Origin of the sequence: Frateuria sp. YIM B11624, from assembly GCF_049727805.1 — a bacterium.
GTDB lineage: Bacteria > Pseudomonadota > Gammaproteobacteria > Xanthomonadales > Rhodanobacteraceae > Frateuria_A.
Genome location: NZ_JBCNYA010000048.1, coordinates 1 through 16,421, shown reverse-complemented (window position 1 = coordinate 16,421; position 16,421 = coordinate 1). Strand labels below are relative to the sequence as shown.

Sequence of the window (16,421 nt, the reverse complement as noted above, 5' to 3'; positions counted from 1 at the left end):
GGCGACAACATCAAGATGACGGTGGAGCTGATCCACCCGATCGCGATGGACGAGGGCCTGCGCTTCGCCATCCGCGAAGGCGGCCGCACCGTCGGCGCCGGCGTGGTGGCCAAGGTCATCAAGTAAGCTGTACATACGGAACCCGGGAGCCGCCGTCGCGAGCGCACTGCGCCTGGCGATGTCGGCTCCCGCTTCCGATCCCGTTCCACCGATACGCCAGTAGCTCAATTGGCAGAGCAGCGGTCTCCAAAACCGCAGGTTGGGGGTTCGAGTCCCTCCTGGCGTGCCATCTTTCGAGGACCGATGACGGGTGCGGGGTGTCGAGCGGCCGATCCCGGTCCCGGCGTTCCCTTTCCCGGTCACTGCGATGAATACCAAGGCAGAACAGCCCCGCGGCACGAGCGCGGCGGATATCGGCAAGCTGGTGCTGGCGGTGCTGGTGCTGGCGGCGGGCATCTTTGCCTACTCCTGGTTCGACAACACCGTTCCCGGCTCCGTGCGCCTGGCAGGAGTGCTGGTCGCGCTGGTGGCGGCGCTGGCGATCGGTGCATTCACCGGGCCGGGTCGCAAGGCGCGCAACTTCATCGCCGAGTCGCAGTTCGAGATGCGCAAGGTCGTCTGGCCGACGCGCGACGAGACCCTCAAGACCACGCTCGTGATCATCGCCGTCGTGATCGTGCTCTCTTTGCTGCTGGGCCTGATCGACCTGATACTGAAGTCGGTCGTGCTGGACTGGCTGCTCAAACTCGGTTCGTAAGGAGTAGCCCATGACCAAGCGTTGGTATGTCGTACACGCCTATTCGGGCTTCGAGAACCAGGTGCGCAAGTCGCTGTCCGAGCGCATCGCGCGCGCCGGCATGGAAGAGAAGTTCGGCGAAGTGCTGGTGCCGACCGAGGAAGTGATCGAGATGCGCGGCGGCCAGAAGCGCCGCAGCGAGCGCAAGTTCTTCCCGGGCTACGTGCTGGTGCAGATCGAGACCGATACCGAGGGCAAGTCGCCCCGCATCGACGACGAGTGCTGGCACCTGGTCAAGGAAACGCCCAAGGTCATGGGCTTCATCGGCGGCACCGCCGATCGTCCGCTGCCGATCCGCGACAGCGAAGCCGACGCCATCCTCAGCCGCGTGCGCGAGGGCGTCGAGAAGCCCAAGCCCAAGGTGTTGTTCGAGCCGGGCGAAATGGTTCGCGTCACCGAGGGCCCGTTCAACGACTTCAACGGCGTGGTCGAGGAAGTCAACTACGAGAAGAGCCGCCTGCGCGTTGCGGTGCTGATCTTCGGCCGTTCGACCCCGGTCGAGCTCGAGTTCGGGCAGGTCGAGAAGGCTTGATGCTCTGCTTCCTCTCCCCTTCGGGGAGAGGATCGAGGTGAGGGGCCGGGGCTTGCGGGAAATCCACCAGAGCCACGCCCTGATCCGCACCTCCCGCAAGAGCCGCCCCTCACCCCAGCCCTCTCCCCGGAGGGGAGAGGGGGCCGAGCCTGTCGCTGGCCCGCCACTTGCTTAAAACTTGATCACTCCTTAAACTACGCGGTTCCATGCCGAAGTCTTTCGACTCGGCGTGTCTGTTTTTCGACGGCCTGCACGGAAGCAGGCTCTCCACCGCCTGGAAGGCAAGCACGCGAGGAGCCGCAAGGCGCCAGCACTCGCAAGGAAAATCCCCATGGCAAAGAAAGTCGTCGGTTACATCAAGCTGCAGGTCAAGGCCGGCCAGGCCAACCCGTCGCCGCCGGTGGGCCCCGCCCTCGGTCAGCGCGGCCTCAACATCATGGAATTCTGCAAGGCGTTCAACGCCGCCACGCAGAAGATGGAGCCGGGCCTGCCGATCCCCGTGATCATCACGGCCTACTCGGACCGCAGCTTCACCTTCATCACCAAGACCCCGCCCGCCACCGTGCTGATCAAGAAGGTCACCGGCGTCGCCAAGGGTTCGTCCAAGCCCAACACCGACAAGGTGGGCAAGATCACCCGCAAGCAGCTCGAAGACGTCGCGAAGCAGAAGGAGCCGGATCTGACGGCTGCGGATCTGGACGCCGCGGTGCGCACCATTGCCGGTAGCGCGCGCAGCATGGGCCTGGTGGTGGAGGGTTAAGACATGGCAAAGATCACCAAGCGTATGAAGGCCGCCCAGGCCGCTGTGCAGCCGGGCAAGGTCTACGGGCTGGAAGACGCCCTGAACATCGTCAAGAGCAACGCCAAGGCCAAGTTCGTCGAGTCCGTCGACGTGGCCGTGCGCCTGGGCATCGACGCGAAGAAGTCGGACCAGGGCGTGCGCGGTTCCTCGCTGCTGCCGCACGGCACCGGCAAGACCATCAAGGTCGCCGTGTTCTGCCCGCCGGGCGAGAAGGCCGAGGCCGCCAAGGCCGCCGGTGCCGACGCGGTCGGCATGGATGACCTGGCCGAGCGCATGCAGGGCGGCGACCTCGACTTCGGTCGCGTGATCGCCACGCCGGACGCGATGCGCGTGGTCGGCAAGCTGGGCCAGTTGCTCGGTCCGCGCGGCCTGATGCCGAACCCGAAGGACGGCTCGGTCACCGCCGACGTGGTCACCGCGGTGAAGAACGCCAAGGCGGGCCAGGTGAAGTTCCGCAACGACAAGGCGGGCATCATCCACGCCACCATCGGCAAGGCCAGCTTCGAGGCCGCGCAGCTCGCCGACAACCTCAACGCGCTGATCGCCGACCTGCTCAAGGCCAAGCCGGCGGCCGCCAAGGGCCAGTACCTGCAGAAGGTCGCCCTGTCCAGCACGATGGGCGTGGGCGTGCCGGTCGACACCTCGTCGCTGAGCGCGGCTACCGCCAAGTAAGACAAGTTCAAGCCCTCCGCGCCTGGCTGGGTGCGGAGGAAGTTTTTGAAGGCAGTCCCGGCTCCAAGTCGGGGCAGCCGTCAAAGACCGCAGGCGCGATCGATGCGCGACGACGACGGGCAGGGAGCTCGTTACTGGCAGGGAATCGCCGTCGCCGCTTCACCTCGACCGCTTAATCGGCCGCAAGGCCAGCCGGCGTAGATGGTGCAGCCCTTCTCTGGAATGCATGTTCTGGAAAGGCCACCACCCGGGACGCATCGCGTCCCCGACGTCACGGACGGCGTCGCCCAGGACCGCGAGCGGCAGGAGCCGTGAGCGGAGTTCTAAGTGGAGGAGTGCAATGGCTCTCAATCTGACCCAGAAGCAAGAAGTAGTCGCCGAGCTGGCAGACGTCGCCGCCAAGGCCCACTCCTTGGTCGCCGCCGAGTACGCGGGCACCACGGTCGAACAGATGACCGCGATGCGCAAGAAGGCCCGCGAGTCGGGCGTGTTCCTGAAGGTCGTCAAGAACACGCTGGTGTCGCGCGCCGTGGCCGGTACCGAGTTCGAGGTCGTCAAGGACGCCCTGACCGGTCCGCTGCTGTACGCGTTCTCGACCGAGGAACCCGGTGCCGCCGGGCGTCTGATCAAGGAATTCGCCAAGACCAACGACAAGCTCAAGCCGCGGCTCGTCGCGGTGGAAGGCAAGCTGCTGCCCGCCGCGCACGTCGACGTGCTGGCCGCGCTGCCGACCCGCGAACAGGCGCTGGCCATGCTGGCCCGCGTGCTGGCCGAGCCGGCGACGATGTTCGCCCGCGTGGTCAAGGCCGTGGCCGACAAGCAGGGTGGTGGCGAAGTCGCCGCCGAAGCCCCGGCCGAAGCCTGATCCGACGACCCTTTCCAAACGAAAAAATTTCCAGAGGTAAAAGCAAATGTCCCTGACCAACGAACAGATCGTTGAAGCCGTCGCCGCCAAGTCGCTGATGGAAGTGATGGACCTGGTGAAGGCCATCGAAGAGAAGTTCGGCGTGACCGCCGCCGCCCCGGTGATGGTCGCCGCCGGCCCGGCCGCCGCTGGCCCGGCTGCCGAGGAGCAGACCGAGTTCGACGTGATCCTGAAGTCCGCCGGCGACAAGAAGGTCGACGTGATCAAGGCCGTCCGCGCCATCACCGGCCTGGGCCTGAAGGAAGCGAAGGACCTGACCGAGGCCGGTGGCGTCGTGAAGGAAGCCGCTTCGAAGGAAGACGCTGCCAAGTTCAAGAAGGACCTGGAAGCTGCCGGCGCCACGGTCGAACTGAAGTAATCGGCGCCTTGCGCGCCGTCAGTTTGGCTTAGCGTCAAGCGAGCCTGGGGGCGAAAGCTCCCGGGCTTTGCCCGTTGCAGAGGGGATGCCTGCATCAGCCGTGATCCGTCGCGGTCCCAAGGATCCCGGGAAAGCAGAAGGCAAGACTGAGAAGCCCGATGGCTTTTGACTCCTGCTTTTTGCCGTAAGCCGGCGGTTCTGCCCCGCCGGAAGCGACAGCCGATTTTTCATCATTAGCCGGTGTGTGCACCACCGGCGCCACTGCGAACCGAGGCGTCACCCCATGACCTACTCGTTTACCGAGAAAAAGCGCATCCGCAAGGATTTCGGCAAGCGCCCGCCCGTGCTGGGCGTGCCCAACCTGCTGACCATCCAGACCGATTCCTACCATGAGTTCCTGCAGGAGCACGTCGCGCCGAAGAAGCGCGAGGACAAGGGTCTGCACGCCGCGCTGAAGTCGGTGTTCCCGATCTCCAGCTATTCGGGCAACGCCGCGCTCGAGTACGTGGACTATCGCCTGGGCGAGCCCGCCTTCGACGAGCGCGAGTGCCGCAACCGCGGCATGACCTACGGTGCGCCGCTGCGCACCACCGTGCGCCTGGTGATCTACGACAAGGACAGCCCGGCCTCGAAGAAGGCGGTCAAGTACGTCAAGGAGCAGGAGGTCTACATGGGCGAGATCCCGCTCATGACCGAGACCGGCACCTTCATCATCAACGGCACCGAGCGCGTCATCGTCTCGCAGCTGCATCGTTCGCCGGGCGTGTTCTTCGACCATGACCGCGGCAAGACGCACAGCTCGGGCAAGCTGCTGTTCTCCGCCCGCGTGATCCCCTACCGCGGCTCCTGGCTGGACTTCGAGTTCGATCCGAAGGACGCGCTGTTCACCCGCATCGACCGTCGCCGCAAGCTGCCGGTGACGGTGCTGCTGCGCGCGCTCGGCTACTCGAACGAAGAGATGCTGGGCATCTTCTTCGAGCACAACGTGTTCCATCTGGGCAAGAAGGGCGGCACCACGCTGGAGCTGGTCGCCGAGCGCCTGCGCGGCGAGACGCTGACCTTCGACCTGGCGGTCGGCGGCAAGGTGCTGGTCGAGGCAGGCAAGCGCATCACCGCGCGCCACGTGCGCCAGCTGGCGGCCGAGAACATCACTGCGCTGGAAGTGCCGGACGACTATCCGGTCGGCCGCATCGTGGCCACCGACATCGTCGACAGCAAGACCGGCGAACTGCTGGCCTCGGCCAATGACGAGATCACCGCCGAGCAGCTGGAAGCCTTCCGCAAGGCGGGCATCGAAGTCGTGCCGACGCTGTACGTCAACGACCTGGACCGCGGCGCCTACATCTCGCACACCCTGCGCATCGACAACACCAAGACGCAGCTCGAGGCGCTGGTGGAGATCTACCGCATGATGCGCCCGGGCGAGCCGCCGACCAAGGACGCCGCGCAGAACCTGTTCTTCAACCTGTTCTTCACCTTCGACCGCTACGACCTGTCGGCGGTCGGCCGCATGAAGTTCAACCGCCGCGTGGGTCGCCAGGAGATCCTGGGGCCGGGCGTGCTGTACGACCACAAGTACTTTGCCGAGCGCAAGGAAGAGGCGGCGCAGGAGCTGGTCAAGCAGCTCGGCGAAACGTCCGACGTCCTCGACGTGCTCAAGGTGCTGATCGACATCAAGAACGGCCACGGCACGGTCGACGACATCGACCACCTGGGCAACCGCCGCGTGCGTTCGGTCGGCGAGATGGCGGAGAACACCTTCCGCATCGGCCTGGTGCGCGTCGAGCGCGCCGTGCGCGAACGTCTGTCGCTGGCCGAGTCCGAGGGGCTGACCCCGCAGGAGCTGATCAACGCCAAGCCGGTCGCGGCGGCGGTGAAGGAGTTCTTCGGCTCCTCGCAGCTCTCGCAGTTCATGGACCAGAACAACCCGCTGTCGGAAGTGACCCACAAGCGTCGCGTCTCGGCGCTCGGCCCGGGCGGCCTGACCCGCGAGCGCGCCGGCTTCGAAGTGCGCGACGTGCATCCGACCCACTACGGCCGCGTCTGCACCATCGAGACGCCGGAAGGCCCGAACATCGGCCTGATCAACTCGCTGGCCGTGTACGCCCGCACCAACGCCTACGGCTTCCTGGAGACGCCGTACCGCAAGGTCGCCAACGGCAAGGTCACCGACACCGTCGACTACCTGTCGGCGATCGAGGAAGGCGACCACGTCATCGCGCAGGCGAACTCGCCGCTGGACAAGCACGGCGCGTTCCTCGAGGACTTCGTGTCCTGCCGTTTCCGCGGCGAGTCCGAGCTGCGCCCGGCGTCCGAGGTCGACTACATGGACGTCTCGCCGATGCAGACCGTGTCGGTCGCGGCGGCGCTGGTGCCGTTCCTGGAGCACGATGACGCGAACCGCGCACTGATGGGCGCGAACATGCAGCGCCAGGCCGTGCCGACGCTGCGCTCGCAGACCCCGCTGGTCGGTACCGGCATCGAGCGCGCCGTGGCGCGCGACTCCGGTGTCATCGTCAGCGCCAAGCGCGGCGGCGTGATCGACCAGGTCGACGCGGCGCGCATCGTGGTGCGCGTGAACGAGGAAGAGGTCGGCGACAACGACGCCGGCGTCGACATCTACACGTTGACCAAGTACACCCGCTCCAACCAGAACACCAACCTCAACCAGCGCCCGCTGGTGAACGTCGGTGACGTGGTGGCCAAGGGCGACACGCTGGCGGACGGCTCGTCCACCGACCTGGGCGAGCTCGCGCTCGGCCAGAACATGCTGATCGCCTTCATGCCGTGGAACGGCTACAACTTCGAAGACTCGATCCTGCTCTCCGAGCGCGTCGTGCAGGAGGACCGCTACACCTCGATCCACATCGAGGAGCTGTCCTGCATCGCGCGTGACACCAAGCTGGGCGCCGAGGAAATCACCGCCGACATCCCGAACGTGGGTGAGCAGGCGTTGGCGCGTCTGGACGAGTCCGGCATCGTGTACATCGGCGCCGAGGTCAAGGCTGGCGACATCATGGTGGGCAAGGTGACGCCCAAGGGCGAGAGCCAGCTGACGCCGGAAGAGAAGCTGCTGCGCGCGATCTTCGGTGAGAAGGCGTCCGACGTGAAGGACAGCTCGCTGCGCGTGCCGCCGGGCATGGACGGCACCGTCATCGACGTGCAGGTGTTCACCCGCGACGGCATCGAGAAGGACAAGCGCGCCAAGCAGATCGAGGACATGGAGATCAAGCGGATCCGCAAGGACTTCGACGATCAGTTCCGCATCCTCGAGGGCGCGATCTACAACCGCATGCGCGCGCAGCTGGTCGGCCAGACCGCGATGAGCGGCCCGGGCGGCCTGAAGCGCGGTGCGGAAATCACCGACGCCTACCTGGACGGCCTGAAGAAGGACGACTGGTTCAAGATCAACGTCAAGGACGAGAGCGTCACCGAGTTCCTCGAGCGCGCGGCCGATCAGGTCAAGCGTCACAAGGAGGAGTTCGACCGCCGTTTCAAGGAGAAGCAGGGCAAGATCACCCAGGGCGACGACCTCGCGCCGGGCGTGCTCAAGATGGTCAAGGTGTTCCTGGCCGTGAAGCGCCGCATCCAGCCGGGTGACAAGATGGCCGGCCGCCACGGCAACAAGGGCGTGGTGTCCAACGTGGTGCCGGTCGAGGACATGCCGTTCATGGCCAACGGCGAGCCGGTCGACATCGTGCTCAACCCGCTGGGCGTGCCTTCGCGCATGAACATCGGCCAGGTGCTGGAGATGCATCTGGGCTGGGCCGCCAAGGGCCTGGGCCGGAAGATCCAGCGCATGCTCGAGGCGCAGGACAAGGTGGCGAAGGTTCGCGAGTTCCTGAACCAGATCTACAACCACCATGCCGCCGGCGCGGTGCAGCACGTGGACCTCAAGTCGCTGACCGACGAGGAGATCCTGACGCTGGCGAACAACCTGCAGGAAGGCGTGCCGATGGCCACGCCGGTGTTCGACGGTGCCGAGGAAACCGAGATCAAGGCAATGCTGAAGCTGGCGGATCTGCCCACGTCGGGCCAGACCACGCTGTTCGACGGCCGCACCGGCGAGGCGTTCGATCGCCCGATCACCGTCGGCTACATGCATTACCTGAAGCTCAACCACCTGGTCGACGACAAGATGCACGCGCGCTCCACCGGCCCGTACTCGCTGGTCACCCAACAGCCGCTGGGCGGCAAGGCGCAGTTCGGCGGCCAGCGCTTCGGCGAAATGGAAGTCTGGGCGCTGGAAGCCTACGGCGCGGCCTATACCCTGCAGGAAATGCTGACGGTGAAGTCCGATGACGTGCAGGGCCGCAACCAGATGTACAAGAACATCGTCGACGGCAACCACGAGATGGCGGCGGGCATGCCGGAGTCCTTCAACGTGCTGGTGAAGGAAATCCGCTCGCTCGGCATCGACATCGACCTGGAAGAGGTGAAGTGATCGTCGCGGCCCGGCGCGGAAGCGCGCCGGGCTGAAGACCAGCCTCAGCTTGCATCACGGACCTCTACCGAAGAATTTGCTCCGACCGGAGACACCCATGAAAGACCTGCTCAACCTTTTCAACCAGCAGCGCACCACGCCCGACTTCGACGCGATCAAGATCGCGCTGGCGTCGCCCGAGCTGATCCGCTCGTGGTCGTACGGCGAGGTGAAGAAGCCCGAGACGATCAACTACCGCACGTTCAAGCCCGAGCGTGACGGCCTGTTCTGCGCCGCCATCTTCGGCCCGGTGAAGGACTACGAGTGCCTGTGCGGCAAGTACAAGCGCATGAAGCACCGCGGCGTGGTCTGCGAGAAGTGCGGCACGGAAGTGACGCTGGCCAAGGTGCGCCGCGAGCGCATGGGCCACATCGAGCTGGCCAGTCCCACCGCGCACATCTGGTTCCTCAAGTCGCTGCCTTCGCGCATCGGCCTGATGCTGGACATGACCCTGCGCGACATCGAGCGCATCCTGTATTTCGAGGCCTACGTGGTCATCGATCCGGGCCTGACGGCGCTGGAGAAGGGCCAGCTGCTCAGCGAGGAGCAGTACCTGGAAGCGACCGAGGAGCACGGCGACGAGTTCGACGCCCGCATGGGCGCCGAGGCCGTCTACGAGTTGCTGAAGTCGATCGACCTGCAGGGCGAGGTGATCCGCCTGAAGGAAGAGATCGCCTCGACCAATTCCGAGACCAAGCTCAAGCGCCTCACCAAGCGCGTCAAGTTGATCGAGGCCTTCATCGAGTCGGGCAACAAGCCCGAGTGGATGGTCATGACCGTGCTGCCGGTGCTGCCGCCGGACCTGCGTCCGCTGGTGCCGCTGGATGGCGGCCGCTTCGCGACCTCCGACTTGAATGACCTGTACCGCCGCGTCATCAACCGCAACAACCGCCTCAAGCGCCTGCTCGAGCTCAATGCGCCCGACATCATCGTGCGCAACGAGAAGCGCATGCTGCAGGAGTCGGTCGACGCGCTGCTGGACAACGGCCGCCGCGGCCGTGCCATCACCGGCACCAACAAGCGCGCGCTGAAGTCGCTGGCCGACATGATCAAGGGCAAGCAGGGCCGGTTCCGCCAGAACCTGCTCGGCAAGCGCGTGGACTACTCCGGCCGTTCGGTGATCGTGGTCGGCCCGACGCTGCGCCTGCACCAGTGCGGCCTGCCCAAGAAGATGGCGCTGGAGCTGTTCAAGCCGTTCATCTTCGCCAAGCTGCAGGCCCGCGGCGAGGCCACCACCATCAAGGCCGCCAAGAAGCTGGTCGAGCGCGAAGAGCCGATGGTGTGGGACATCCTCGAAGAGGTGATCCGCGAGCATCCGGTGCTGCTCAACCGCGCCCCGACCCTGCACCGCCTCGGCATCCAGGCGTTCGAGCCGAAGCTGATCGAAGGCAAGGCCATCCAGCTGCATCCGCTGGTCTGTACCGCGTTCAACGCCGACTTCGACGGCGACCAGATGGCCGTGCACGTGCCGCTCTCGATCGAGGCGCAGCTGGAAGCGCGCGCCCTGATGATGGCGACCAACAACATCCTGTCGCCCGCCAACGGCGAGCCGATCATCGTGCCGACCCAGGACGTGGTGCTGGGCCTGTACTACATGACCCGCGAGCTGGTGAACGCCAAGGGCACCGGAATGGTGTTCTCGGGCATCGCCGAGGTGCGCCGCGCCTATGACAACCGTGCGGTCGAGCTGCACGCCAAGGTCAAGGTGCGCCTGAAGCAGGTGAACATCGCCGATGACGGCGAGCGCACCAGCAAGGTCTCGCTGGTCGAGACCACCGTGGGCCGTGCGCTGCTGGCCGAGATCATGCCCGAGGGCCTGCCCTTCGAGCTGGCCAACACGGAGCTGACCAAGAAGAACATCTCGCGCCTTATCAACGCCTGCTACCGCCGCCTTGGCCTCAAGGAGACCGTGGTGTTCGCGGACCAGCTGATGTACACCGGCTTCCGCTTCGCCACCCGCGCGGGCATCTCGATCGGCATCGATGACATGATCATCCCGGACGAGAAGAAGGGGATCCTGGAAGAGGCCGAGAAGGAAGTGGTCGAGATCCAGGAGCAGTACCAGTCGGGCCTGGTCACCGCCGGCGAGCGCTACAACAAGGTTGTCGACATCTGGTCGCGCACCAACGAGCTGGTCGCCAAGGCGATGATCGACGGCATCGGTACCGAAAAGGTGACCGACGCCGAGGGCAAGACGGTCAACCAGAAGTCGATGAACTCGCTGTACATCATGGCCGACTCCGGCGCGCGCGGTAGCGTGGCGCAGATCCGCCAGCTGGCCGGCATGCGTGGCCTGATGGCCCGCCCGGACGGCTCGATCATCGAGACCCCGATCAAGGCCAACTTCCGCGAAGGCCTGAACGTGCTGCAGTACTTCAACTCGACCCACGGCGCCCGCAAGGGCCTGGCGGATACCGCGTTGAAGACCGCCAACTCCGGCTACCTGACCCGTCGTCTGGTGGACGTGGCGCAGGATGTGGTTGTCACCGAGACCGATTGCGGCACCGAGGACGGCATCCTGATGCAGCCGATCGTCGAAGGCGGTGACGTGGTCGAGCCGTTGCGCGAGCGCGTGCTGGGCCGCGTGGTAGTCGAGGACGTCTACGGCCCGGGCAACGACGATGATCCGATCGTCACCCGCGACACCTTGCTGGACGAGGCGCTGGTGGAGAAGCTGGACAAGGCCGGCGTGCAGTCGATCAAGGTGCGTTCGCCGATCACCTGCGAGGCGAGCCACGGCGTGTGCGCGCTGTGCTACGGCCGCGATCTGGCCCGTGGCCACCTGGTCAACATGGGCGAGGCCGTGGGCGTGGTCGCCGCGCAGTCGATCGGCGAGCCCGGCACCCAGCTGACCATGCGTACCTTCCACATCGGTGGCGCGGCCTCCCGTGCCGCCGCGGTGGACAACGTCTCGGTCAAGACCACCGGCACGCTGAAGTTCAACAACCTCAAGACCGTGCAGCACGCGCAGGGCCACCTGGTGGCGGTGTCGCGTTCGGGCGAGGTGTCGGTGATCGACGCCAACGGCCGCGAGCGCGAGCGCTACAAGGTGCCCTACGGCGCGACCATCTCGGTCAAGGACGGCGCAGCGGTCAAGGCCGGCCAGACCGTGGCCAACTGGGATCCGCACACCCACCCGATCGTCTCGGAAGTGGCCGGTACCGTGCGCTTCATCGACTTCATCGATGGCGTCACCGTGCAGAGCCAGACCGACGAGCTGACCGGCCTGGAATCGGCGGTGGTGACCGATCCAAAGCGTCGCGGCACCGCGGCCAAGGATCTGCGCCCGATCGTGCGCCTGGAAGACGCCAAGGGTCGCGAGCTGAAGCTGCCGGGTACCGACGTACCGGCCCAGTACATGCTGCCGGCCGGTGCGATCGTGTCGATCCAGAACGGCGTGGAAGTAGGCGTGGGCGACGTGGTTGCGCGTATCCCGCAGGAGACCTCCAAGACTCGCGACATCACCGGTGGTCTGCCGCGCGTGGCCGATCTGTTCGAGGCACGCAAGCCGAAGGAGCCGGCGATCCTGGCCGAGCGCTCCGGTGTGGTCAGCTTCGGCAAGGACACCAAGGGCAAGCAGCGCCTGATCATCAAGGACGCCGACGGCAACGAGCACGAGGAGCTGATCCCGAAGTGGCGCCAGGTCATCGTGTTCGAGGGCGAGCACGTGGAGAAGGGCGAGACCGTCGTCGACGGCGAGCCCAATCCGCATGACATCCTGCGCCTGCTGGGCGTGGAGCCGTTGGCGGCGTACCTGGTCAAGGAGATCCAGGACGTCTATCGCCTGCAGGGCGTGAAGATCAACGACAAGCACATCGAAGCGATCATTCGCCAGATGCTGCGCAAGGTCGAGATCACCGAGCCGGGCGAAAGCCACTACCTGCGCGGCGAGCAGGTCGAGCGCGTGCGGATCAACGAGGAGAACGAGCGCGCCGAGGGCAAGGGCGAGCGTCCGGCCGAGTACCAGTCGGTGCTGCTGGGCATCACCAAGGCGTCGCTGGCGACCGAATCGTTCATCTCGGCCGCTTCCTTCCAGGAGACCACCCGCGTCCTCACCGAGGCGGCGGTCCGCGGCACCCGCGATACCTTGCGGGGCCTCAAGGAAAATGTTATTGTCGGCCGTCTGATTCCGGCAGGTACGGGTCTGGCGTACCACGCGCAGCGTCGTCGCCAGGGCGGTCTGACCGCCTCGGAGCTGGAAACCCTTTCCGGCTCTTCCTCCGCGGTGTCGTTTGCGGAGGCCACTGCCGGTAGCGATGAAGGTGTCGAGTAAGCCTTGAGGGGCGTCGCTCGCTGACATACGAAATGAGGTGCACGGATGCACCTCGTGTTCGGGCCATGGACGACAGGGCGTTACCTTGCCTGGTGCAAGGCGCCCATGTTAAATTCCCGCTTCTTGGCAGACCGAGTTTCGGTCTGCCTTTATGTTTCTCAGGAAAAGCTTCGCATGACGACAGTCAACCAGTTGGTGCGCAAGAACCGCAGCCCGAAGACCTACAAGAGCGCTTCGCCGGCCCTGCAGAGCAGCCCGCAGCGTCGCGGCGTCTGCACGCGCGTGTACACGACCACCCCGAAGAAGCCGAACTCGGCGTTGCGCAAGGTCGCCAAGGTGCGCCTGACCAACGGTTACGAGGTCATCAGTTACATCGGTGGCGAAGGCCACAACCTGCAGGAGCACTCGGTCGTGCTGATCCGCGGCGGCCGCGTGAAGGACCTGCCGGGCGTGCGCTACCACACCGTGCGCGGCAGCCTCGATTGCGCGGGCGTGGCCAAGCGTCGCCAGGCCCGCTCCAAGTACGGCGCCAAGCGCCCGAAGAAGTAATCCACCCGTCGCGGGTGTGCGGCCACGGATGGCTGCTTATCGAGCGGACGGGGCGTCTGCGCAAAACAAACATGCGGCCAGGGTGGCCGCTTTTCCGGCGGACAAGGGTGTCCGCGAAAATCACGGACTCCAAACATGTCGCGTAAAGGTTCCCATCCCGCCCGCCTGGTCCTGCCGGACCCCAAGCACGGCAGCCAGCTGATCGCCCGCTTCATCAACATGGTGATGAAGAGCGGCAAGAAGTCGGTCGCCGAAAGCATCGTCTACGGCGCGCTGGATCATCTGGGTGAAAAGAACGCCGAGCCGGTGGCTCTGGTCGAGAAGGCGCTGGGCAACGTCGCCCCGGCGGTCGAGGTGAAGTCCCGCCGCGTCGGTGGTGCCACCTACCAGGTGCCGGTCGAAGTGCGTCCGGGCCGCCGCATGGCGCTGGCGATGCGCTGGGTGATCGACGCGGCGCGCAAGCGCGGCGAGACCTCGATGCCGCGCAAGCTGGCTGCCGAGCTGCTGGAAGCCTCGGAGAACCGCGGCGGCGCGATCAAGAAGCGCGAAGAAACGCACCGCATGGCGGAAGCCAACAAGGCCTTCTCGCACTACCGCTGGTAAGCGGTTTGCCTTGCCGCCGCTTCCGGCGGCGGCAGGGAGCCACTCCGCCGTTCGCGGCGGATTTCTCATAGAAACTGTGGCCCGGACGGCCGCAATGAATCGAGGGCAGGGTTGCCCTGTACAGGTAAACATCCATGGCACGCACCACTCCCATCGAGCGCTACCGCAACTTCGGCATCATGGCCCACATCGATGCCGGCAAGACCACCACCACGGAGCGCATCCTGTTCTACACCGGCGTCAGTCACAAGATTGGCGAGGTGCATGACGGTGCGGCCACCATGGACTGGATGGAGCAGGAGCAGGAGCGCGGCATCACCATCACTTCCGCGGCCACCACGGCGTTCTGGAAGGGCATGGACCGCTCGTTGCCCGAGCACCGCTTCAACATCATCGACACCCCCGGGCACGTCGACTTCACCATCGAAGTCGAGCGTTCGCTGCGCGTGCTCGACGGCGCCGTGTTCGTGCTGTGCGCGGTCGGCGGCGTGCAGCCGCAGTCCGAGACCGTGTGGCGCCAGGCCAACAAGTACAAGGTGCCGCGCCTTGCGTTCGTCAACAAGATGGATCGCACCGGTGCCAACTTCTACAAGGTCGTCGACCAGCTGAAGTCGCGCCTGGGCGCCAACCCCGTACCGATGCAGGTGCCGATCGGCGCCGAGGACAACTTCGACGGCGTGGTCGACCTCATCAAGATGAAGGCGATCATCTGGGACATGGAATCCCAGGGCATGAAGTTCGAATACCAGGACATCCCGGCCAACCTTGCGGACAAGGCCGCCGAGGCACGCAGCTACATGGTCGAGTCGGCCGCCGAGGCGTCCGAGGAACTGATGAACAAGTACCTCGAGGGCGGCGAGCTCTCCGAGGCCGAGATCATCGAGGGCCTGCGCCAGCGCACGCTGTCGAGCGAGATCATCCCGGTCTACTGCGGCACGGCGTTCAAGAACAAGGGCGTCCAGGCGATGCTCGACGCGGTGGTGAACCTGCTGCCGTCGCCCGCCGACCGTCCGCCGGTCACCGGCGTGGACGACGACGACAACGACGCGACCCGCACGGCGGACGACAATGCGCCGTTCTCCGCGCTCGCCTTCAAGATCATGACCGACCCGTTCGTCGGCTCGCTGACGTTCTTCCGTGTCTATTCGGGCACGCTGAATGCCGGTGACCAGGTCTACAACCCGGTCAAGTCCAAGAAGGAGCGCATCGGCCGCATCCTGCAGATGCACGCGAACGAGCGTCACGAGCTGAAGGAAGTCCGCGCGGGCGACATCGCCGCCGCGGTCGGCCTGAAGGACGTGACGACCGGCGATACGCTGTGCGCGCAGGACCACATCATCACCCTGGAGCGCATGACGTTCCCGGAGCCGGTGATCTCGATGGCGGTCGAGCCGAAGACCAAGTCCGACCAGGAGAAGATGGGCATCGCCCTCGGTCGCCTGGCCGCGGAGGATCCGTCCTTCCGCGTGCGCACGGACGAGGAATCGGGCCAGACCATCATCTCGGGCATGGGCGAGCTCCACCTGGACATTCTGGTGGACCGCATGAAGCGTGAGTTCAACGTCGAAGCGAATGTCGGCAAGCCTCAGGTGGCTTATCGCGAGACGATCCGCGCGTCGGACGTCAAGTCGGACTACAAGCACGCCAAGCAGTCGGGCGGCAAGGGTCAGTACGGTCACGTCGTGATCGAGCTGTCGCCGATGACCGAGGAAGAGCGCAAGAGCCCGGACGTCAAGGACGATTTCCTGTTCGTCAACGAGATCACCGGTGGCGTGATTCCGAAGGAGTTCATCCCGTCGGTCGAAAAGGGCCTGCGCGAAACCATTACCAGCGGACCGCTGGCCGGCTTCCCGGTGGTGGGCGTCAAGACCAAGCTCGTGTTTGGTTCCTACCATGACGTCGACTCGTCGGAAATGGCGTTCAAGCTCGCTGCGTCGATGGCCTTCAAGCAGGGCTTCGCCAAGGCGAACCCGGTCCTGCTCGAGCCGATGATGAAGGTCGAGGTGGTCACGCCCGAAGAGTACGTCGGTGACGTGATGGGCGATCTGAGCCGTCGCCGCGGCCTGCTGCAGGGCCAGGACGACACGCCCTCGGGCAAGACCATCAATGCGATGGTGCCGCTGGGCGAGATGTTCGGCTATGCGACCACCATCCGTTCGCTGACCCAGGGTCGCGCGACGTTCACGATGGAGTTCGACCACTACGCCGAGGCTCCGAACAACATTGCCGAGCAAGTGATCAAGAAGGCCTGATAAGGCCTTCCTCTCCAAACAACATCGTTCTTTTCTAGAGGTTTGAAGTCATGGCAAAGGGTAAATTCGAACGCACCAAGCCGCACGTGAACGTGGGCACGATCGGCCACGTGGACCACGGCAAGACGACGCTGACGGCGGCGCTGACCAAGGTGGGCGCCGAGCGTTTCGGTGGC

Annotated in this window: 12 protein-coding genes, 1 tRNA gene and 1 pseudogene; all 14 read left to right on the top strand. The window is 65.4% G+C overall.

The window, feature by feature from the left end; all coding sequences use genetic code 11:
• Nucleotides 1-126 (top strand): annotated as a pseudogene (gene tuf / locus AAIL17_RS17525) (elongation factor Tu); the annotation flags it as partial.
• An 87-nt stretch (nt 127-213) separates the two neighbouring features.
• Nucleotides 214-289 (top strand) — tRNA-Trp (locus AAIL17_RS17520).
• A gap of 78 nt (nt 290-367) precedes the next feature.
• Complete coding sequence (gene secE, locus AAIL17_RS17515) at nt 368-757, top strand: preprotein translocase subunit SecE (protein WP_424684113.1); 390 nt, start codon at nt 368-370, stop codon at nt 755-757.
• Nucleotides 758-767: 10 nt separating this feature from the next.
• Nucleotides 768-1,328 carry a transcription termination/antitermination protein NusG gene (gene nusG, locus AAIL17_RS17510; RefSeq protein ID WP_091340740.1) on the top strand — a complete coding sequence of 187 codons (561 nt, stop codon included), beginning with the start codon at nt 768-770 and terminating at the stop codon, nt 1,326-1,328.
• A gap of 331 nt (nt 1,329-1,659) precedes the next feature.
• Complete coding sequence (gene rplK / locus AAIL17_RS17505) at nt 1,660-2,088, top strand: 50S ribosomal protein L11 (protein ID WP_019464005.1); 429 nt, start codon at nt 1,660-1,662, stop codon at nt 2,086-2,088.
• Between the two features lie 3 nt (nt 2,089-2,091).
• Nucleotides 2,092-2,802 (top strand): 50S ribosomal protein L1, encoded by a 711-nt coding sequence (gene rplA / locus AAIL17_RS17500; RefSeq protein ID WP_424684112.1) that lies wholly within the window; start codon nt 2,092-2,094, stop codon nt 2,800-2,802.
• A 340-nt stretch (nt 2,803-3,142) separates the two neighbouring features.
• The gene (gene rplJ / locus AAIL17_RS17495; RefSeq protein WP_424684111.1) at nt 3,143-3,667 is read left to right on the top strand and encodes a 50S ribosomal protein L10; all 525 of its coding nucleotides are present in this window, start codon (nt 3,143-3,145) and stop codon (nt 3,665-3,667) included.
• 46 nt (nt 3,668-3,713) lie between these two features.
• Nucleotides 3,714-4,085 carry a 50S ribosomal protein L7/L12 gene (gene rplL, locus AAIL17_RS17490; protein ID WP_131413565.1) on the top strand — a complete coding sequence of 124 codons (372 nt, stop codon included), beginning with the start codon at nt 3,714-3,716 and terminating at the stop codon, nt 4,083-4,085.
• 283 nt (nt 4,086-4,368) lie between these two features.
• Nucleotides 4,369-8,529 (top strand): DNA-directed RNA polymerase subunit beta, encoded by a 4,161-nt coding sequence (gene rpoB, locus AAIL17_RS17485; RefSeq protein WP_424684110.1) that lies wholly within the window; start codon nt 4,369-4,371, stop codon nt 8,527-8,529.
• Nucleotides 8,530-8,626: 97 nt separating this feature from the next.
• The gene (gene rpoC, locus AAIL17_RS17480; protein ID WP_424684109.1) at nt 8,627-12,841 is read left to right on the top strand and encodes a DNA-directed RNA polymerase subunit beta'; all 4,215 of its coding nucleotides are present in this window, start codon (nt 8,627-8,629) and stop codon (nt 12,839-12,841) included.
• A gap of 174 nt (nt 12,842-13,015) precedes the next feature.
• Nucleotides 13,016-13,390 (top strand): 30S ribosomal protein S12, encoded by a 375-nt coding sequence (rpsL, locus tag AAIL17_RS17475; protein WP_424684108.1) that lies wholly within the window; start codon nt 13,016-13,018, stop codon nt 13,388-13,390.
• A gap of 135 nt (nt 13,391-13,525) precedes the next feature.
• The gene (rpsG, locus tag AAIL17_RS17470; RefSeq protein WP_424684107.1) at nt 13,526-13,993 is read left to right on the top strand and encodes a 30S ribosomal protein S7; all 468 of its coding nucleotides are present in this window, start codon (nt 13,526-13,528) and stop codon (nt 13,991-13,993) included.
• 134 nt (nt 13,994-14,127) lie between these two features.
• Complete coding sequence (gene fusA / locus AAIL17_RS17465; RefSeq protein ID WP_424684106.1) at nt 14,128-16,245, top strand: elongation factor G; 2,118 nt, start codon at nt 14,128-14,130, stop codon at nt 16,243-16,245.
• Between the two features lie 50 nt (nt 16,246-16,295).
• Nucleotides 16,296-16,421: GTP-binding protein (locus tag AAIL17_RS17460; RefSeq protein WP_229730253.1), on the top strand; the 126-nt coding region annotated here is incomplete at its 3' end.